Raw genomic sequence first — 18,388 nt, forward strand, 5'->3', positions numbered from 1 at the left:
ATGTTACTTGAGCTGAGTATTAAAAATTTTGCAATAATAGAAGATATTAGAATAGAGTTTGGAAAAGGCTTGAATGTACTTACAGGCGAAACTGGTTCAGGTAAGTCAATTATAATAGATGCTCTATCCATGGTGCTTGGTCAGAGAACAAATAAGGAGGTAATAAAAAAGGGTAAAGATTATGCTTATGTTGAAGCGATCTTTACCTGTTATGAGCCATTAGATGAAATAGAAGAACTTGATTTTGAATCAGGAGAACTCATAATTATTTCTAAAGAAATAAAATTAGACAGACCTGCGATTTCAAAAATAAATGGAAGAACTGTAAATAACAATACCGTTATAAAATTGACATCAAAGTTAATAGATATATTTGCACAACATGAAAGTATGTCTTTAATGGTGAATGAAAACCAAAGAGAGCTCTTAGATATCTTTGGAGGGAAAAAACAAGAAAAACTGATAGAAGAATTCGGCGTAGAATTTGAAAATTTGAAACGTCTACAAAAAGAATTAAAAGAAAAGTTATCATTAGAAAACAACAGAGAAAGAGAAATTGATCTTTTAAATTATCAATTTCAAGAGATAGAAGATGCAAATTTAACAGAATATGATGATGAAGAATTAGAAGAAGAATTTAAAAAATTAGACAATTCAACTGATATAATAAATGAACTTTCTAAAGCTAGTTTAATTTTAAAAAACTATGATGAAGTATCTATACAAAAATTAATTGATGAAGTAGTATCTTCTTTATCTCATGTGTACAAATTTGATAATTCTATTGAAAGTGATTACAGAGAGAGTGAAGATTTAAGATATAGAATTAGAGATTTGGCTGACAGATTAGATATTTATGTGCAAAGAATTGATTTAGACCCTGAGAAATTTGCCTATTTAGAAAATAGATTAGACTTAGTGAATAGTTTAAAAAAGAAATATGGCAGAACTGTAGCTGAAATAAAAAAATTCCACAATGATGTAAAAGATAGAATGGAATTTTTAGAAAATTTTGAAGCAAACTTAAGAAGAATAGAATCTGAAATAATGGAAACAGAAAAAAAAGCTACCGAGTTAGCTGTTTTAATTTCTGAAAACAGAAAAAAATCTGCAAAAATTTTAGAATCTCGAGTTAAAGATGAATTGATAGAATTATCGATAAATAATGCTGAATTCAGAGTTGATTTTACTACAAGAGAGTTGTCCAAAGATGGAATAGATAGACTTGAATTTATGATAAAGACAAACATTGGAGAGGATTTTAAACCTTTGTCAAAAACTGCATCAGGTGGAGAAATGAGCAGAATTATGTTAGGTTTTAAATCAATACTTGCTCAAAGAGATAATATACGAACTTTGATATTTGATGAAATAGATACGGGTATAAGTGGTAAGACGGCTATGTTAGTGGGTAAGAAAATAAAAAAATTATCTAAAGATAGACAAATTATAGCTATATCACATTTACAACAGATAGTGGCTTTAGCTGACAATCATTATTTGATAGAGAAGACATCAAACAAAACAAATACAATTTCAACTGTAAGAATACTAAATGATGAAGAGAGAATTTATGAGTTAGCACGTCTTATAGGTGGAATGGAAATAACAGATATAGCACTCAAGGCTGCTCGTGAACTTATTTCAAAAGGAGAAATAGATGGATAATACTGAGATTACGATAAAGACGGATAAAATTTACGATGGTAAAATATTGAGTTTAAAGGTTGATACAGTTGAATTACCAAATAAAAAATATTCTAAAAGGGAAATTGTTGAACATTCAGCAGCTGTTAGCATAGTTGCGATAACAGAAGATGACGAAGTTTTGATAATTAAACAATATAGAAAGGCGATAGAAAAGGAAATATACGAGGTTCCTGCAGGCCTTATAGAAATAGGAGAATTGCCAAAAGATGCAGCTATGCGTGAACTTACAGAAGAAACAGGATACACTGCATCAGATATTCAATATTTAAGTGAATTTTATACAAGTCCAGGATTTTGTACAGAAAAAATACATGTATTTTTAGCTACAGGTTTAAAATTAGGTGAGCAAAATTTAGATTTGTATGAATTTATAGATGTTGAAAAAATAAAATTTGAAGATGTTTTAAAAATGTTAGACAGATGTGAAATAAATGATGCAAAAACAATAGCATCTATATTATATTATAAAGAATTTAGGAGAAAGGATAATGAATAAATCAATAGAGTACATTAAAAGTGTAACTAATATTGAACCTGAAATAGGAGTTATATTAGGTTCAGGACTTGGAGATTTTGGTGAGACAATTGAAGAAAAAATGGTTATTCCATATAAGGATATACCTGAGTTCCCTAAGTCAACAGTAGTAGGTCATGAAGGCAGTTTGATATTTGGAAAAGTAAAGGGTAAAAATGTTGTAGCTATGCAAGGTAGAATTCATTTTTATGAAGGCCAGGGTATGGATAATGTTGTATACCCTATAAAGGTTATGAGTGAATTAGGTATAAAAACTCTAATAGTTACAAACGCTTGTGGTGGTATAAATACAAATTTTAAACCTGGAGATTTAATGCTTATAAGAGACCATATTAATTTCTCAGGTCAAAATCCACTTATAGGACCAAATGACGATAAAGGGCCAAGATTTTTAGATATGACATATACTTATTCAAAAAGGCTTATGGAATTATCTAAAAAAGTAGCTAAAGAAATGAATATAAAACTACAAGAAGGTGTTTATATGTACTTTACTGGGCCAACTTATGAGACACCAGCTGAAATTATATTTGCCAGAACAATAGGAGCTGATACAGCTGGTATGAGTACTGTACCTGAAGTTATCGTTGCAAGACATAGGGGTATAGAAGTTTTAGGTATATCTTGTATTACTAATATGGCTGCTGGAATTTTAGACCGACCATTAGACCACAAAGAGGTTATAGAAGTTTCAAATACAATTAAGGAAGATTTTAAAAAATTAGTTCAAGAAATTATAAGGGTGATGTAATGAATACTTATGAAATTATAGAAAAGAAAAAAAATGGATTAAAACTTACTCCTGAAGAAATTAAATATATTGTAGATGGATACACTAATGGAAGTATTCCGGACTATCAAGTTTCAGCTCTTTTGATGGCAATTTGCTTGAAGGGAATGGACGTTGATGAAACGTTTAATTTGACTAAATCAATGATAGAATCAGGCGACACTATAGATTTGACTAAAATAGAAGGTAAGAAAGTTGATAAACACTCAACAGGAGGTGTTGGAGATACAACTACTTTAGTGTTAGGACCTCTAGTTGCAAGTTGTGGAATTCCATTTGCAAAGATGAGTGGAAGAGGACTTGGTCATACAGGTGGAACTTTAGATAAATTAGAGTCTATTCCAGGATTAAGCATAGATTTGGGAATAGAAGAGTTCATAGACAACACAAATAAAATAAAATTAGCAATATGTGGGCAGACAACAGATGTAACTCCAGCTGATAAGAAAATTTATGCTCTTAGAGATACTACTGCTACAGTAAATAATGTGAGTCTAATTTCAAGTTCCATAATGAGTAAAAAAATAGCTGTTGGAGCTGACTGCCTAGTTTTAGATGTAAAAGTTGGGTCAGGAGCTTTTATGAAAACTGTAGAAGACGCAGTGGAATTATCTGAAATGATGGTAAGCTTAGGAGAAAAAGCTGGTAAAAATACACAAGCTGTAATTACTAATATGAATCAACCTTTGGGTAGAGCTGTTGGAAATAGCTTGGAAGTAATAGAAGCTATAAATACATTAAAAGGACAAGGCCCAGAAGATCTTTATGAATTATCTATGGAACTTGCAGAAAAGCTTTTATTAGTTTCGGGTCATTCACAAACTGAAGAAGAGGCAAGAAAAGTTTTAGAAGAAAAAATATCATCAGGAAAAGCTTATGAAAAATTTAAAGAATTTGTAGCACTTCAAGGTGGAGACGTTAGTTACGTTGAAAATGTAGATAAATTTGACCTATCTCCAATGTTTGAATTATTCTCTGAAGTAGATGGTTATGTTCAAGGTATAGATGCTCTTGGAATAGGTGAAGCTTCTAAAAATTTAGGGGCTGGAAGAGAGACAAAAGAAAGTGAATTAGATTTAGGAGCTGGAATTTTATTAAATAAAAAAATAGGAGATAAAGTTTCTAAAGGAGAATTAATAGCTACTCTATACACTAAGAAAGATAATGTTGAAGAAATTAAAGAACAAATTTTAAAAGCATTTAAATTTAGTGATAATAAAGTTGAAAAAGATCAACTAATTTTGAAAGTGATAAAACATGAACAATAATATTGTATTTGTGTATTTAGTAAGAATTGTTGCATTACTTGTTGCAATAATTCCACATGAATTTGCACATGGTCTTGCAGCCCTTGCTTTTGGAGATGATACAGCCAAAAGAAACGGAAGACTATCTTTTAATCCCATAAATCATATCGATCCTATGGGATTATTATTTATGGTATTGTTTAGAGTCGGTTGGGCTAAAGCAGTTCCGATAAATGTAAGAGAATTTAGAAACAGAAGATTGGGTCTATTTGTTGTTTCGATAGCCGGAGTTGTAACAAATTTTATAATAGGTTTAATTGCAGCTGTTGTATTCGTTAAATTTGCATATACAAATGAAACGGTAGCAATATTTTTTAGGGAGATAATGTGGTACAACGTCATGTTGGGAGTATTTAATTTAGTTCCGCTACCACCGCTTGACGGTTCTAAAATAATTATGTCTTTTTTTCCTGATGATATTCAAGATTTTATATTAGCTAATGAACGATACATTTATATTTTATTAATTATAGGAATTTTCTCGGGATTTATAAATTCAATTATATTTCCTGTTATACAGCTGATATTAGATAAATTTATTACTTTTGGGTTGATGATATGAACTATAATATAGAGCTTGAAGTATATAATGGACCGTATGATTTAATTTTAGACTTGGTAAAAAAGAATGAGTTAGATATATACGATATAGAAATAAACCTTATTACGTCTCAATTTTTAGAGTATATAAAAGCTGTTGAAGAATTGAACTTAGAATTAACGAGTGATTTCATTGTAATGGCGAGTACTTTATTGGAAATAAAATCAAAGATGCTTCTTCCTAAACAAACACAAAAAGAGGATGAAGAAAATGAAGAGGACCCAAGAGATGAATTGGTTCAAAAACTTTTAGAATATGAGCGTTTTAAAAAAGTTACTGAGATATTAATGGAGCAAGAAAAATATGAAATGAAATCTTTTTTTAAACTTAAAGAGGATTTTTCATATTTAGATGACCTAAGTTTTTTAAAAGAAGTTGATGCAAATAAGTTGGCAATAACATTTAACAATATATTAAAAAGATATGGTAAAGATGAGGATATTCGTATAATACCAATGGAAAGATTTTCAGTAAAAAAATGTATGGATGTTATAAATAAAAAATTAAAGTTAAATTTAGAATTTTATTTTTCTGAATTGCTCACTGAATTTGCTATGAGAGAAGAGATAGTTTCATATTTTTTAGCTCTGCTTGAAATGTGTAAGTTGCAAATTTTAACGTTGAGTCAAAATGAAGATTTAACAGATATAAAAGTATTACTTAAGTCTGAAGAAAGTGAACTGAATTATGGAAATTGAAAGTTTAAGTGGGATTATAGAAAGTATTTTATTTGCTTGGGCAGAGCCAGTGTCTATTAAAGAACTAGCTCAAGCTGTTAAAACATCAGACACTAATATATTAGCTGCAATAAATTTTTTAAAAGATAAGTATACAGATAAGAATAGTGGTTTGAGATTAACGGATATCAACGGAGCATATACATTGTCTACAAAACCTGAAAACTATGATTATGTTAATGAATTTGTAACTAAAAAGAACATAAAAAGCTTATCGGGAGCGTCGTTAGAAGTACTTTCAATAGTTGCATACAAACAGCCTATTACAAAAATTGAAATAGAAGAAATCCGTGGAGTAAAATGTGATACAAGTTTAAAGAATTTGGTAGATTTGAATTTGATCGCAATAACTGGTCAGCTTCAAAAAATAGGCAAACCTAATATATATGAAACAACAGATGATTTTTTATTGAAATTTGGATTAAAGAGTTTGGAAGATTTACCAATTATTGATAATGAATCATATGAGACTAATTTTTTGGAGGAACGAGATTGAGATTACAAAAATTTATGGCGCATAGTGGTGTGGCATCTAGAAGAAAATGCGAAGAATTAATTGCTCAAGGAAGAGTAAAAGTGAATGATGAAGTAGTAACTGAAATGGGCAAAATAGTGACTGCTAAAGATAGAGTATATCTTGACTCAAAAAGACTAAAAATTATAAAAGAGCATTCTTATTATATTTTAAATAAACCTATGGGGGTAGTTTCAACTGTTTCAGATGAAAAAAAACGTATTACAGTTGTAGATTTAATTGAATCTAGCGAGAGATTATATCCGGTAGGTAGGCTTGATATTGATACAACGGGGTTACTTATATTGACTGACGATGGAGAATTGACTAATAAACTAATGCACCCATCAAATGTAGTCGAAAAAACATATATTGCTACTGTAGAAGGAACTCCAAACAAAACTGAATTAGATATGTTAAGAGTTGGAATAAAAGTTGGAAAAGAAAAATTTTCTCCAGCAAAAGTAAAAGTTTTAAAGCGATTTGAAAGTGATAGTATATTAGAAATTAAAATACATGAAGGCAAAAATCACGAAGTAAAAATAATGTGTGAAAAAATAGGACATCCAGTTAAAAAGTTAAAGAGAATAAAAATAGGCAATTTGGAATTGGGTGATTTGAGAATAGGAAATTACAGAAGATTAGAAGAAGATGAAGTTAAGTGTCTAAAAGAGTTGATGAAATGTTAGTAAATTCAAAATTTTCAGACGTAGTTGATGATATCTTAAAAGAAATAAATTTAGATGGAAAATTTGCACTTGATGCTACTTGCGGAAGAGGGAATGACTCATTAAAATTAATCCAAAATTTAGGCAGTAATGGATTTTTATATGCTTGTGATATTCAAGAAGAAGCTATAAATTCAACGGAAAATTTATTGTGTTCTAAAGGATATCAAAATTATAGATTATATAAAATTTCTCATGAATATGTTTTTGAGAGAATAGAAGAAAAGTTAGACTTTATAATATATAATTTGGGATATTTACCTAAATCAGATAAGTCAATTTTCACAAAAGCTGAAAGTACAATTATTTCTTTGAGAGAAGCAATTAATAAGATTTCTAAAGAGGGAATTATTGTTGTAGTTTCATATCTAGGGCATCAAGGCTCAACTGAAGAGAGAGAAAAGTTAAGTAAATTTTTAAAAAATCTAGACCAAAAAAAGTATAAAGTGGAAAAAATAGAATTCTTTAATCAAGTAAATAATCCACCTATAGTTTATAAAATAGGAGTTATTTAATGAGAGTTGCAGTGATAGGAGCTGGAGCTGCGGGTATGATGGCAGCTTCTGTTTGTGAATGTGAAGTTGTTTTGTTTGAAAAAAATGAAAAACTTGGCAAAAAATTATTTATAACTGGAAAGGGAAGATGTAATTTAACAAATGCAAAAGATATCTCTGAATTTTTTGATAGCATAAACAGAAATCCTAAATTTTTATACTCTGCTCTTTATACTTTTAGTAATGAAAGTGTAATTAAAAAATTTGAATCATATGGGCTTAAACTCAAGGTTGAAAGAGGAGATAGAGTTTTTCCAGAATCAGATAAATCTTCTGATGTTATTAAAACATACGAAAAGATGTTAAAAGATAATAATGTGGAAATACGACTTAATACAGAAGTACACAAGATAAATAAAATAGATGAGAAATTTGAAGTTGATGGGGAAACATTTGATAAAGTTATAGTAGCTTGTGGAGGTGTTTCATATAGGACAACTGGTTCGACTGGAGATGGATATAAATTTGCTAAAAGCTTTGGGCATAAAATAGTGGACTTGAAACCAGCGCTAGCTCCTATATTATTAAATATAGATTGTAGTGATTTATCTGGTCTAGGCTTAAAAAATGTAGAGTTGAATGCCTTTTCAGGTAATAAAAAAATAAGTTCTGAATTTGGAGAAATGTTGTTTACGCACAACGGAATTTCAGGGCCTATTGTTCTGAGAATGTCGAGCTTAATAAATCGAAAAAATAATATTAAATTATTTTTGGACTTAAAACCTGCACTAGACACGCAAACTTTAGATAAAAGAATTTTAAAAGATTTTGAGGAATTTAAAAATAAAGACATTGCCAATGCTTTAAAAAATTTATTGCCTAAAAAGTTGATAGACTTAATTTTAAAATATGCAAACATACCTTATTACAAAAAGGTGAATGAGATATCAAAACAAGATAGACATAATCTTGTGAAAACAATTAAAAATCTAAATTTAGAATATAAATCAATTATGGATATAAATGCTTCCATAGTGACAAGTGGAGGAGTTGATACTAGAGAAATCGATTCATCCACAATGGAGTCAAAGTTAGTAAAAAGCTTGTACTTTGCGGGAGAAACTATAGATATAGATGCTATGACTGGTGGATATAATTTGCAACTTGCAAATTCAACAGGTTATCTTGCAGGAATTAATGCTTCTAAAATATAGACAACTCATGATAAAATGTATTGTTTAATTTAAACTTTTAAGTTATAATGAAATAATACGAAGTGTATCTTGAGAGCTATAACTGTGTTGAAAAGAATAAGTTTTTAGATCGCTGCGTAAGCAGTGATTTTTTTATGGAGGAAATATGTATTCAGTTGCAATTGATGGACCTAGTGGAAGTGGTAAAAGTACAATAGCAAAATTATTGGCTGATAAACTCGATATAACTTATGTTGACACAGGCGCTATGTATAGAGCTATAGCATTATATTCAAAAAAAACTGGTTGTGAACCAGATGGATTTTTATATGATATAGAGATAGATTATCGTGATAATAAAGTATTTTTAAATGGAGAAGATGTATCTGATAAAATTCGTTCGGAGGAAATTTCTAAGCTTGCATCGAATATATCTAAGGATTTAAAAGTTAGAGAATTTTTAGTACAAAAACAAAGAGAAATATCTCAAAAACGTTCTGTAGTGATGGAAGGAAGAGATATAGGTACAGTTGTGTTACCTAATGCAAATTACAAATTCTACTTAGATGCAGGAGTTGATATAAGAGCTAAAAGAAGATATAAGCAACTCTTGGAAAAGGGTGAAGATGTTGAGTTTGATAAAGTTTTAAGTGATTTAAGAGATAGAGATTTTAACGATATGAATAGAGAAAATTCACCTTTAGTTATGGCTGAAGGAGCAATATTTATAGATAGTGCAGATTTAACTTTGGAAGAAACTCTTGAAAAAATGTTTAACATTGTAAGAGGTTAAAATGCTATACAGAATTGTCAGAAGAATATTATGGCTATATTTTAAATTAGTTTATAGATTTGAAATTCTAAATATAGAGAATTTACCTAGTAAAGGGCCTTATATGATATGTTCTAATCACAGATCAAATTGGGACCCAATATTTATATCGGGAGTTATAAAAGAACCTATACATTGGATGGCCAAAAAAGAATTGTTTAAAAACCGTATTGTTGGTAATGTTATTTCAAAGTTTTATGCTTTTCCTGTAGACAGAGGTGCATCTGATATAGCTGCTGTAAAAACAGCTTTAAGAGTTTTAAAGAACAAAGAAGTTCTTGGAGTTTTCCCTGAGGGCACTAGAGTTAAAGAAGTGGATTTGAACATGGGTAAATCAGGTGTTACTGTAATAGCACATAAATCTAAGTCATTGATAGTTCCGGTCTATGTAGAAGGCTCTTATATTCCTTTTACTAAAATGAAGCTACACATTAGAAAACCTATTGATCTTTCTTATTTATCTAAGCCGACACAATTGGAGTACAAAGAATATACAGTAGATTTACTAAAATCTATTTATTATGGAGTTGATATTTATAGAGATAATAGTGGCGAATAATGCCGGATTTTGTGGAGGAGTAAAGAGAGCTGTAGATTTAGCCTTTAAAAATGCAGAAAATGGCGTTTATAGTTACGGTGAACTTGTCCATAATCAAGTTGTGACTAAAGAACTTTCAGATAAGGGTGTTGTAAATATAAATTGTACCAATGTAAGAGATTCTAAAGTAATTATAAGAAGCCATGGAGTAAAGAAAAGAATTTTAGATGAGTTGAGGGAAAATGGAAATGAAATTATAGATTGTGTTTGCCCGAAAGTCACTAACATATATTCTATAGTAAGAGAGCATTATGAATCAGGATATCAAATTGTTATATTTGGAGATGAAACGCATCCAGAGGTCATAGGTATAAATTCCTATACGAATGATAGTGCAATAATAATAGGTCGAGATTTATCTTTAGATAAAGTGAAAGATAAAAAAACTATTTTAGTTTCTCAAACAACAAATATTCCTGAAAAATTTGAAATATTATCAAATTCTTTAAAAAATATTTTAAATCATGAGATTATAGTTTATAATACTATATGTAATGCTACGCGCTTAAGGCAGAATAGCACAGAAGAGTTGGCAAAAAAGGTAGATGCCATGATTGTATTGGGTGGAAAGAATAGCTCAAATACTAAAAAACTGTATGAAGTTGCGAAGAAGCATTGTAAAAACGTATATTTATTAGAGTCGATCAAGGACCTAAAATATAATATAAAAAATTTTGTAAAAATAGGTATTACCGCGGGTGCATCCACACCTCGTTCGGTAATCGAGGAGGCTGTTAGTAGTATGGAAAATTTTGACAACAATGAAATGATGGAGGCTATTGAAAACTCTTTTAAGAAAATAAAAAGAGGAGAAGTTGTAGAAGGGGAAGTTCTATTCGTTAATGACACTGAGGTAATGGTAAACATTGGTTACAGATCAGACGGAATTATTTCAAGAGATGAACTTTCAAATAACCCTGATGTAAAACCATCAGATTTATTTAAACCTGGTGACATGATTAATGTATTCATCATGAAAATGGATGATGGAGATGGCAATGTAGTACTTTCTTATAAGAGAGTAGAAAGCCTAAAAGTGTGGGATGAAGTTGAAGAATTATTCAATTCACACGAAAGAGTTACAGTAACAGTTAAATCTGTAGTTAAAGGTGGACTAACAGCTGACCTTAATGGATTAAATGCTTTTATTCCAGCTTCACATGCATCAGTTAGATTCCAAAGAGATCTTTCTAAATATGTTGGAAAAGAAATGACTTGTGAAATTATAGACTTTGACAAGTTTAAGAGAAAAATAGTTCTTTCTAGAAAAAATGTAGAATCTGAGGAACTTGAAAAAAATAAACAAGAAGTTTATTCAGCTCTTAAAGTAGGAGATGTTGTAGAAGGTACAGTTCAAAGACTTACTAACTTCGGAGCTTTTGTAGATGTTGGAGGAGTAGATGGACTTATCCATATTTCCGAACTTTCTTGGAACAGAGTTAAACATCCATCAGATGTAGTTGAACCAGGACAAAAAGTTGAAGTTGAAGTATTAAACTTAGATGAAGATAAAAATAGAATTGCTCTTGGATTAAAACAAACAACTAAAAAACCTTGGGATGTATTCACTGAATCTGTAAAAGTGGGAGATGTAGTAGAAGGTAAAGTAGTAAATATTCTTGAATTCGGAGCTTTTGTAAGATTAGAATCAGGAGTAGATGGACTTCTTCACGTTTCTCAAATTTCTAAAGAACACATTGAAAAACCATCTGATAAACTTTCTATTGGTGAATCAGTAACTGCAAAAGTTACTGATATAGATGAAGAAAACAAAAAAATATCTTTATCTATGAAAGCTTTAATTGAAGATGAAGAGCCAGAAGTTGTTGAAGAAGTGAAAGAAGAAGTAGAAGTTGAGCCTAAGGAAGAAGTTGTTAAAGAAAAACCTAAGGCTAAAGCTCCAAAACAACCTAAGGCATCAAAAGAAGTAAAAGAATATGAAGAACAATCAAATGATTCAAATATAAATACAGCACTAGGAGATCTTCTTGGTGGTCTTAAATTTGAAGACTAATAAAAGATAATTCCTTACAAATAAAAGGGGCTGTTGCAAAAGTCCTAAAATAAAGGCTCTAAAATATCTGTTGGGGAGTAAATCTCTAACAGATATTTTTGTAGTATGACGGGCATGCCGTCAGTCTGTGGTGAAAGTCCACAAGAGGCGTAGTTGCCGACGAACTCCATAGTGATTCCCAAGGTTTGCATCGAGAGATGTAGGCGAGAAGAAGAGATAGCAAAATCGTAGCCTGACGAACAGAAACCTAATAATAAGGCTTGCATAGCGGGTAAGCGAGCCACGAGTCGTGAAGCCCTAAAGGCGAACGTAACCTATGCAAGTAGATGTAAATGTCAATATAAGAATGTACATTTTTGCTCAAATAATAATGTACATTTTCTTATTCCTCCTTTTCAAAAATATGGTCTTTTAATCTATATGATGCTCCTGTTATTGAGATGACTGTTGAATGATGTAATAGTCTATCTACTATTGCTTGGGCTATTTTTTCATCATAAAATAGTTCTCCCCATTCTGAAAAGTTTAAGTTACTTGTTATAATTGTACTTTTTGTTTCATACCTTTTATCTATTAGTTGAAATAGCATTCTTTCGTCTCCGTGGTTTAGGGGAAGGTACCCTAGTTCGTCTATTATCAGTAGCTTATATTTTGTGTAATGTTTGATTCTATTGTCTAATCTATTTTCTAGTTTGGCTCTTTTTAGATTGTCTATTAAGTCGTTACATTTGATGAAGTAGGTGCTTATTCTTTTTCTTGCGGCTTCTATTCCTATGGATGTTGCTAAATGAGTTTTACCTACTCCGCTATTTCCTAATATTATTATGTTTTCATTTTTTTCTATGAAACTTAATCCACATAGCATTTTTATTTGATTTTCGTTTATGTTTTCATTGAAGCTAAAATCAAAGTTTTTTAGGGTTTTTATGCTTGGAAAGTTTGCTACTTTTACCATTTGATTTGCTGCTACTATTTTCTTGTTATCTACTTCATAATCTGTTAATCTTAAAAGTCCATCTATTAGTGATATATTTGGATCTTTAAGTTCATTTTCTAAATGTATTATTACCTGCTTTAAATTTAGATATTTTAGGTTGGTTATTAGTCTTTCATAGTTTGTGCTATATTCCATATATTTCTCCAATCTTTTTTAAATTTTCTTTTGCAATTTCTTTTATTGCTACTGAATCTTTGTTTTTTAATGTATTGGATAATATTTCTTCGTAGTCTTCTAAATGATAATTTAATTTTTTATGGCTTATTTTATGAATTGTTACTAATTTTGTGTTATCATAGACGTACAATTTATTATCTAATACTTGTAAGTTTAATGGCTTATTTTCATATTCAGTTGGGACTGAGTATTGATTCTTCTTGTATGTTATCATAGAGGATTTGTTTACTCTTACTTGTGTTAGCTTTATTTTGTAGAGATTTCTTATTTGCTTACTTGGTAGTGGCTTTAAGAAGTCTTTTTCTTTTTCTAAAAGTTTAATTGGTATTTGACCTGTTCCTTGATGAATATCTAAGTTTACTCGGTTATTAATTTTTGGGCTCGATAATATCTGTTGGGGAGTAAATCTCTAACAGATATTTTTGTAAAAAAAATTGCACTTATATGCATTTAGTCCTAAACTTTAATTAGCAAAACCAAAGATTGGAGGTACATATAAGTGCAAAATAATATCATGAATTTGTTTGGTTTTAAAGATGTAGTTTTTGATAGTTTTAATGAGGATAATGAATTTGTCCATGTTCATCTTTTTGTTTCTAAGATGTCTGTCTGTCCTCATTGTGGTTCTAAAAGGATTTGGGTTCATGGTCATAGGACTCAAAGGATTAAAAGATACTCATATTCGTGGTAAGAAGTCTTTAATTCATTTAAGGAAAACTAGGTATGATTGTAAGTCTTGTGGGTGTCGTTTTGAAAGGAATCTTGATTTTTTGCTAATGGTCATACTATGACTAAGAGGCTTGTTTTTGCTATTGTTCATGAGTTTGATGTGGTTTATTCTATTTCTTCTATTGCTAATAGGTATAATGTTTCTTCGAATACTGTTCTTCGTATTTTAAATTGTTTAAGTGTTCCTAGGGGTAAGTTTTCTGAGGTTTTGTGTATTGATTAGTTTAAGGGTGATAGTGGCAATAACAAGTATCAGACTTCTCTTCTTAATGGTGATATTCATAGTGTTATTGATATTTTACTTTCTAGGAGTAAGGATTGTTTGTTTGAGTATTTTAAAAGGATTTCTAATATAGAGAGGATGAGTGTTAAGTTTTTGGTAAGTGATATGTCTAATTTTTTTAAGTCTGTTAGGGATAGGTTCTTTAGAAGTTCGATTCATATTATTGATAGGTATTATTTCATAAGACAGGTTTCTTGGGCTTTGGAGAATGTTAGAAAGAGGATTCAAAGGGATGTTTCTTCTAAGCTTAGGGTGTTTTTAAGAGAAGCAAGGGTTTAGTTACAAAGCCTTCTTCTATGCTTAGTTCTATGCAGGCTAGTGAGGTTTCTTTAATGCTTGGGTTAAGTGAGGATTTAAGGTTAGCTTATCAATTAAAGGAGTTGTTCTACCAATATGTTCTTACTCAGCCTAATAAAAAGATGGCTAGTATATGTTTGAGTGAGTGGATAAGAAGGGCTAAGGAGTCCGGTTTAAAGGAATTTAGTTCTTGTATTACTGCTTTTAATGATTGGTTTGATGAGATATGTAATTCTTTTGATTATCCTTGGTCTAATGGTCCTCTTGAGGGTACGCATACTAAGATAAAGACTTTAAAGAGAAATTGTTTTGGTATGAGGAATTTTGATTTATTTAGAAAACGAATTATGTTTTCGTGTAAGTAGTTGGCAAAAGAGTATTAAATTTTCTGAAAACTCCTAGGAGTTTTGTTTGCTATGCCTATTTTTAGTGGTTTTTGTTTTATTTTAGTTTTGGACTTATTTTAGCTGCTATGTGTTGATTTTTATATAAAATGAGAGGCTCGATTTTATGAGCCTCCCAATGTTTGACATAAAGTCTAAAAAATGATGTCGCAGAGTAGAATCATTTATTCTACAACATCACCTTCTTTGTTGATAAAAAGAAATTATTTTAAAAATTGAAGAAGACACTACAACTCCAGCAGCAAGTGAACCTGCTAAAAATAAGGTTTCTATTGCCTTATTTTGAAAAGAATCATATTGTTGTTGTATTAAATAATACATTGTATAATACATTCCCGCTCCAGGAACAAGAGGAACCAATCCAGGAATTAAAAATATTGTAGCTGGCATTTTTAATTTTCTAGCAAAAAATTCACTAAATATACCAATTATAAATGCCGATATAACTCCTGAAAGAATATAAGATATTTGTAAATTGCGCATAATACTATAGACAACCCAAGAAGTTCCACCTAATAAGGAAGTATAAAAAAGAGACTTCTTAGGGCAATTAAAGTAGTATGCAAATGCCAAAGTGGCAAAAAAAGACATTAAAAATTCAAAAATATAATTCATTACAACCTCAAAAAGCTAAGTGTTAATCCTACTCCTATTGCAATTCCTAAAGCTATAAAAATAGCCTTGGTTAACCCTATGAGACCACTTAGAAAATCACTGTTCATTATATCTCTAACTGCATTTGTAGCTACTAACCCAGGAACTAGAATCATTATGGAACCTATAATAACTTCGTCTACTGATTGTGGTAAATTTAAAAGATACAGTAAAAATGTAAATATAGAAATTAAAAATGCACCTATAAAGTTAGTTACTACAAAATTTAATTTAAAAGGTTCTATTTTTCTTAAGATTAGAGAGGTAGTAAATGTGACTATGTATGCACATATAAACTCTCTAAGTTGTCCGCCAAATAGTACTGAAAAAAATGCTCCACAAAATCCTGCGTAAATATCAAACTTAAAATGTTCTGTGTCATTTTCATCTTCTATATTATTTAAAATTTTAAATGCTGTTTCCATTGACATTGTACTTATAACAAAGTTTCTTGAAAAAGTATTTATTTTATCTATTTTTGACATATTTGTAGTAGATGCACCAACACTTTTAAATACAGTTATTATCTCATCTTCAAATTCTAAAGAGACGAATATGCCGGAAGGGAGAACATGAGCATCAATTTTGCTTACATTTTGGGCAGACTTGCATATTCTAAGAACTGTGTCTTCTGCTCTATAGATTTCTGCTCCATTTTTTATTTGTAGTCTACCTGCGTGAATGGCAAGTTTTATTAGTTGTTTTGCATCAGCTAAGTCATTTAAATTTCTCATAATGTCTCCATAAAATTTTGGGTCTATATATTAATTAAATTATACACTTTTAAATGATTATCATCAATTACCTAAAAATAGCATAATTGAAACAAATACACCACAATGGTATAATGTTAGGGATATTAAAGAAGAGGTGAGAGTATGGAAAAGCCGATTGTTTCCATCATTGGAACTCCCAATGTTGGCAAGTCCACACTTTTTAATAAAATAGTAGGTCGTAAGATTTCAATTACTGAAGATACACCAGGTGTAACTAGAGATAGAATATATTCTGATGCCGAATGGTTAGGGGCAAAATTTCTATTAGTAGATACTGGTGGACTGGATTTAAAAGATGAAGATATTTTTATGTCTAGTATTAAAGCTCAAGTAGATTTAGCTTTAGATATGAGTGAAGTAATTATTTTATTAACAGATGGTGTAAGAGGAGTTACTTCAAGCGATAGAGAAATTTCTAATTATTTGAGGAAGTCTAATAAAAAGGTTATACTAGCAGTAAATAAATTTGACTCAAAAATAGCTAAAAGTAATTTATATGATTTTTATGAATTAGGTTTAGGTGAACCAGTTACTGTAAGTTCCGAACAGGGAATGGGAGTTGGAGATCTGCTAGACCAAGTTATAGAAGGTTTTGATAAAAATTTAGAAGATAGTTTTGAAGATGAAATTCGTGTAACTTTTATAGGTAAGCCAAATGTTGGAAAATCTTCTTTGCTAAATCATATAACTGGAGAAGAAAGGTCAATTGTAACAAATATTCCAGGTACTACAAGAGATTCTATAGACTCTAAATTTAAGTATAAAGATGAAGAGTTTATTTTAGTAGATACAGCAGGTTTACGTAAAAAGAAAAAAATATATGAAAATATTGAAAGATATTCTGTTATTAGAACTTTAACTGCTATTGAAAGGTCATCAGTTTGTGTTCTTTTGATTGATGCAGTTGAAGGAGTCAGCGAACAAGATGCTAAAATAGTAGGTTATGCACATGACAACAACAAAGCTATAATTGTTGCTGTAAATAAATGGGATGCTGTTAAAAAAGACAATGGTTCTGTTAAAGAATATGAAGCTACTATTAGAAAGAGATTACCTTTCATTAATTATGCTCCAATAGTTTTTATTTCAGCCCTGACGGGACAAAGAGTTGAAAAATTATTGGACATGATTTTAATTGTAAACAATAACTATAATCACAGAATAAAGACAGGAGTATTAAATGATATACTTAATAGAGCTGTCTTGATTAATCAACCACCTTCTGATAAAGGTAAGAGAGGTAAGCTGTATTACGGTTCACAAGTTGCTGTAAGACCTCCTAAATTTCAATTATCTGTAAATGATAAAGATCTGTTCCATTTTTCTTATATCAGATATATAGAAAATCAAATAAGAGAAGCATATTCATTTGATGGAGTGCCTATAATTATAAGTTTGAAAAACAGAGGAGAAAAATAATGACTTGGTTGCTGCTATCATATTTAGCAGGGTCTATTTCAGGTTCATATATTTTAGGAAAACTTTTATTGAAAAAAGACGTTAGAAAATATGGATCTGGAAATGCAGGAACTACTAATGCAATAAGGGCTTTTGGAAAGAAAATAGGTATTTTAACTTTTTTAATTGATTTTTTAAAAGGGCTGATACTTATGTATTTTTTAAAAAATAAATTAAATGTAAGTGTTAATCTATTATATGGATGTGCACTTTCATTGATTATCGGCCACGACTACCCTTTTTATATGAATTTTAAAGGAGGTAAAGGTGTAGCAACAACTATAGGTATATACGCAATTCTGGGGTTTAATTTAGATTTAATCTCCGTAATTGCATGGATATTATTTGTTGAAATAACAAAAATGATTTCTTTAGCATCTATACTATATTTTTGTTTAGTCTCAGTTTTATTTATATTTTTTAATGATTTGTCGCAAGTTCAAACTATGATAGTAGTATTTATAGGTGCATTAGGTATATATAGACATAAGGACAATATTAAAAGAATTATAAATGGTTCTGAAAATAAAATTGGAAAGAATAGATTGAGAGGTTGAAGT

20 protein-coding genes and 1 pseudogene are annotated in these 18,388 nt (G+C 30.0%); 17 read left to right on the forward strand and 4 right to left on the reverse strand.

From position 1 onward, the window contains the following. The 13 genes from recN to DYE58_RS09180 all read left to right on the forward strand — a co-directional run bounded on the left by recN (position 1) and on the right by DYE58_RS09180 (position 12,053). The gene (gene recN, locus DYE58_RS09120; RefSeq protein ID WP_040553096.1) at positions 1-1,668 is read left to right on the forward strand and encodes a DNA repair protein RecN; all 1,668 of its coding nucleotides are present in this window, start codon (positions 1-3) and stop codon (positions 1,666-1,668) included. Then, positions 1,661-2,206 (forward strand): NUDIX hydrolase, encoded by a 546-nt coding sequence (locus DYE58_RS09125; RefSeq protein ID WP_004823042.1) that lies wholly within the window; start codon positions 1,661-1,663, stop codon positions 2,204-2,206. The genes recN and DYE58_RS09125 overlap by 8 nt, the downstream gene beginning before the upstream one ends. Continuing rightward, the gene (locus DYE58_RS09130; protein ID WP_004823044.1) at positions 2,199-2,996 is read left to right on the forward strand and encodes a purine-nucleoside phosphorylase; all 798 of its coding nucleotides are present in this window, start codon (positions 2,199-2,201) and stop codon (positions 2,994-2,996) included. Before DYE58_RS09125 ends, DYE58_RS09130 begins: the two co-directional genes overlap by 8 nt. Further along, a complete protein-coding gene (locus DYE58_RS09135) occupies positions 2,996-4,303 on the forward strand; it encodes a pyrimidine-nucleoside phosphorylase (protein WP_004823045.1) in 1,308 nt (435 codons plus the stop codon). Before DYE58_RS09130 ends, DYE58_RS09135 begins: the two co-directional genes overlap by 1 nt. After that, entirely contained in the window at positions 4,293-4,904 is a 612-nt protein-coding gene (locus tag DYE58_RS09140; protein WP_004823047.1) for a site-2 protease family protein, read from the forward strand. Before DYE58_RS09135 ends, DYE58_RS09140 begins: the two co-directional genes overlap by 11 nt. Continuing rightward, positions 4,901-5,641 (forward strand): segregation and condensation protein A, encoded by a 741-nt coding sequence (locus DYE58_RS09145; protein ID WP_115312229.1) that lies wholly within the window; start codon positions 4,901-4,903, stop codon positions 5,639-5,641. Before DYE58_RS09140 ends, DYE58_RS09145 begins: the two co-directional genes overlap by 4 nt. Continuing rightward, on the forward strand, positions 5,631-6,176 hold the full coding sequence (gene scpB / locus DYE58_RS09150) for an SMC-Scp complex subunit ScpB (RefSeq protein ID WP_004823054.1): 546 nt from the start codon (positions 5,631-5,633) through the stop codon (positions 6,174-6,176). The genes DYE58_RS09145 and scpB overlap by 11 nt, the downstream gene beginning before the upstream one ends. Beyond that, on the forward strand, positions 6,173-6,883 hold the full coding sequence (locus DYE58_RS09155) for a pseudouridine synthase (protein WP_115312230.1): 711 nt from the start codon (positions 6,173-6,175) through the stop codon (positions 6,881-6,883). Before scpB ends, DYE58_RS09155 begins: the two co-directional genes overlap by 4 nt. After that, positions 6,856-7,437 (forward strand): tRNA 5-(aminomethyl)-2-thiouridylate-methyltransferase MnmM, encoded by a 582-nt coding sequence (gene mnmM / locus DYE58_RS09160; RefSeq protein WP_306424732.1) that lies wholly within the window; start codon positions 6,856-6,858, stop codon positions 7,435-7,437. The genes DYE58_RS09155 and mnmM overlap by 28 nt, the downstream gene beginning before the upstream one ends. Next, positions 7,437-8,630, forward strand: a complete 1,194-nt coding sequence (locus DYE58_RS09165) for a BaiN/RdsA family NAD(P)/FAD-dependent oxidoreductase (protein WP_004823062.1) — start codon at positions 7,437-7,439, stop codon at positions 8,628-8,630. Before mnmM ends, DYE58_RS09165 begins: the two co-directional genes overlap by 1 nt. A gap of 145 nt (positions 8,631-8,775) precedes the next feature. Then, positions 8,776-9,402, forward strand: a complete 627-nt coding sequence (cmk, locus tag DYE58_RS09170) for a (d)CMP kinase (RefSeq protein WP_004823064.1) — start codon at positions 8,776-8,778, stop codon at positions 9,400-9,402. Position 9,403: 1 nt separating this feature from the next. After that, entirely contained in the window at positions 9,404-10,000 is a 597-nt protein-coding gene (locus DYE58_RS09175) for a lysophospholipid acyltransferase family protein (RefSeq protein WP_004823067.1), read from the forward strand. Then, positions 9,963-12,053, forward strand: coding sequence for a bifunctional 4-hydroxy-3-methylbut-2-enyl diphosphate reductase/30S ribosomal protein S1 (locus tag DYE58_RS09180; RefSeq protein WP_004823069.1), 2,091 nt, complete (start codon positions 9,963-9,965; stop codon positions 12,051-12,053). Before DYE58_RS09175 ends, DYE58_RS09180 begins: the two co-directional genes overlap by 38 nt. A gap of 382 nt (positions 12,054-12,435) precedes the next feature. Here the strand turns inward: DYE58_RS09180 and istB are convergent, their stop codons facing one another. Then, positions 12,436-13,185, reverse strand: coding sequence for an IS21-like element helper ATPase IstB (gene istB, locus DYE58_RS09185; protein WP_115312231.1), 750 nt, complete (start codon positions 13,183-13,185; stop codon positions 12,436-12,438). Then, positions 13,175-13,618 carry a Mu transposase domain-containing protein gene (locus DYE58_RS11700; RefSeq protein WP_425452009.1) on the reverse strand — a complete coding sequence of 148 codons (444 nt, stop codon included), beginning with the start codon at positions 13,616-13,618 and terminating at the stop codon, positions 13,175-13,177. The genes istB and DYE58_RS11700 overlap by 11 nt, the downstream gene beginning before the upstream one ends. Before the next feature lie 108 nt (positions 13,619-13,726). Here DYE58_RS11700 and DYE58_RS09195 point away from each other — a divergent pair, with 108 nt between their 5' ends. Next, positions 13,727-13,918 (forward strand): hypothetical protein, encoded by a 192-nt coding sequence (locus DYE58_RS09195; RefSeq protein ID WP_083827215.1) that lies wholly within the window; start codon positions 13,727-13,729, stop codon positions 13,916-13,918. A 333-nt stretch (positions 13,919-14,251) separates the two neighbouring features. Continuing rightward, a pseudogene (locus DYE58_RS11400) lies at positions 14,252-14,901 on the forward strand (transposase). A gap of 216 nt (positions 14,902-15,117) precedes the next feature. Here DYE58_RS11400 and DYE58_RS09210 read toward each other — a convergent pair. Together DYE58_RS09210 and DYE58_RS09215 are read right to left on the reverse strand one after the other, a co-directional pair. Beyond that, positions 15,118-15,555 (reverse strand): threonine/serine exporter family protein, encoded by a 438-nt coding sequence (locus tag DYE58_RS09210; RefSeq protein ID WP_004823071.1) that lies wholly within the window; start codon positions 15,553-15,555, stop codon positions 15,118-15,120. Beyond that, positions 15,555-16,328, reverse strand: coding sequence for a threonine/serine exporter family protein (locus tag DYE58_RS09215; RefSeq protein ID WP_245946081.1), 774 nt, complete (start codon positions 16,326-16,328; stop codon positions 15,555-15,557). Before DYE58_RS09215 ends, DYE58_RS09210 begins: the two co-directional genes overlap by 1 nt. A gap of 144 nt (positions 16,329-16,472) precedes the next feature. Here DYE58_RS09215 and der point away from each other — a divergent pair, with 144 nt between their 5' ends. Continuing rightward, positions 16,473-17,789, forward strand: a complete 1,317-nt coding sequence (gene der / locus DYE58_RS09220) for a ribosome biogenesis GTPase Der (protein WP_115312234.1) — start codon at positions 16,473-16,475, stop codon at positions 17,787-17,789. Beyond that, positions 17,789-18,385 carry a glycerol-3-phosphate 1-O-acyltransferase PlsY gene (gene plsY, locus DYE58_RS09225; RefSeq protein WP_004823079.1) on the forward strand — a complete coding sequence of 199 codons (597 nt, stop codon included), beginning with the start codon at positions 17,789-17,791 and terminating at the stop codon, positions 18,383-18,385. Before der ends, plsY begins: the two co-directional genes overlap by 1 nt. Positions 18,386-18,388: the final 3 nt, after the last annotated feature.

This window comes from Peptoniphilus indolicus (assembly GCF_900454665.1).
In the GTDB taxonomy this organism is placed as follows: domain Bacteria; phylum Bacillota; class Clostridia; order Tissierellales; family Peptoniphilaceae; genus Peptoniphilus; species Peptoniphilus indolicus.

Excerpts from the sequence above, each read along its gene's own strand:
- recN (WP_040553096.1), top strand. The coding sequence starts at position 1 with ATGTTACTTGAGCTGAGTATTAAAAATTTTGCAATAATAGAAGATATT.
- DYE58_RS09125 (WP_004823042.1), top strand. The coding sequence starts at position 1,661 with ATGGATAATACTGAGATTACGATAAAGACGGATAAAATTTACGATGGT.
- DYE58_RS09130 (WP_004823044.1), top strand. The coding sequence starts at position 2,199 with ATGAATAAATCAATAGAGTACATTAAAAGTGTAACTAATATTGAACCT.
- DYE58_RS09135 (WP_004823045.1), top strand. The coding sequence starts at position 2,996 with ATGAATACTTATGAAATTATAGAAAAGAAAAAAAATGGATTAAAACTT.
- DYE58_RS09140 (WP_004823047.1), top strand. The coding sequence starts at position 4,293 with ATGAACAATAATATTGTATTTGTGTATTTAGTAAGAATTGTTGCATTA.
- DYE58_RS09145 (WP_115312229.1), top strand. The coding sequence starts at position 4,901 with ATGAACTATAATATAGAGCTTGAAGTATATAATGGACCGTATGATTTA.
- scpB (WP_004823054.1), top strand. The coding sequence starts at position 5,631 with ATGGAAATTGAAAGTTTAAGTGGGATTATAGAAAGTATTTTATTTGCT.
- DYE58_RS09165 (WP_004823062.1), top strand. The coding sequence starts at position 7,437 with ATGAGAGTTGCAGTGATAGGAGCTGGAGCTGCGGGTATGATGGCAGCT.
- cmk (WP_004823064.1), top strand. The coding sequence starts at position 8,776 with ATGTATTCAGTTGCAATTGATGGACCTAGTGGAAGTGGTAAAAGTACA.
- DYE58_RS09175 (WP_004823067.1), top strand. The coding sequence starts at position 9,404 with ATGCTATACAGAATTGTCAGAAGAATATTATGGCTATATTTTAAATTA.
- DYE58_RS09180 (WP_004823069.1), top strand. The coding sequence starts at position 9,963 with ATGGAGTTGATATTTATAGAGATAATAGTGGCGAATAATGCCGGATTT.
- istB (WP_115312231.1), bottom strand. The coding sequence starts at position 13,185 with ATGGAATATAGCACAAACTATGAAAGACTAATAACCAACCTAAAATAT.
- DYE58_RS09210 (WP_004823071.1), bottom strand. The coding sequence starts at position 15,555 with ATGAATTATATTTTTGAATTTTTAATGTCTTTTTTTGCCACTTTGGCA.
- DYE58_RS09215 (WP_245946081.1), bottom strand. The coding sequence starts at position 16,328 with ATGAGAAATTTAAATGACTTAGCTGATGCAAAACAACTAATAAAACTT.
- der (WP_115312234.1), top strand. The coding sequence starts at position 16,473 with ATGGAAAAGCCGATTGTTTCCATCATTGGAACTCCCAATGTTGGCAAG.
- plsY (WP_004823079.1), top strand. The coding sequence starts at position 17,789 with ATGACTTGGTTGCTGCTATCATATTTAGCAGGGTCTATTTCAGGTTCA.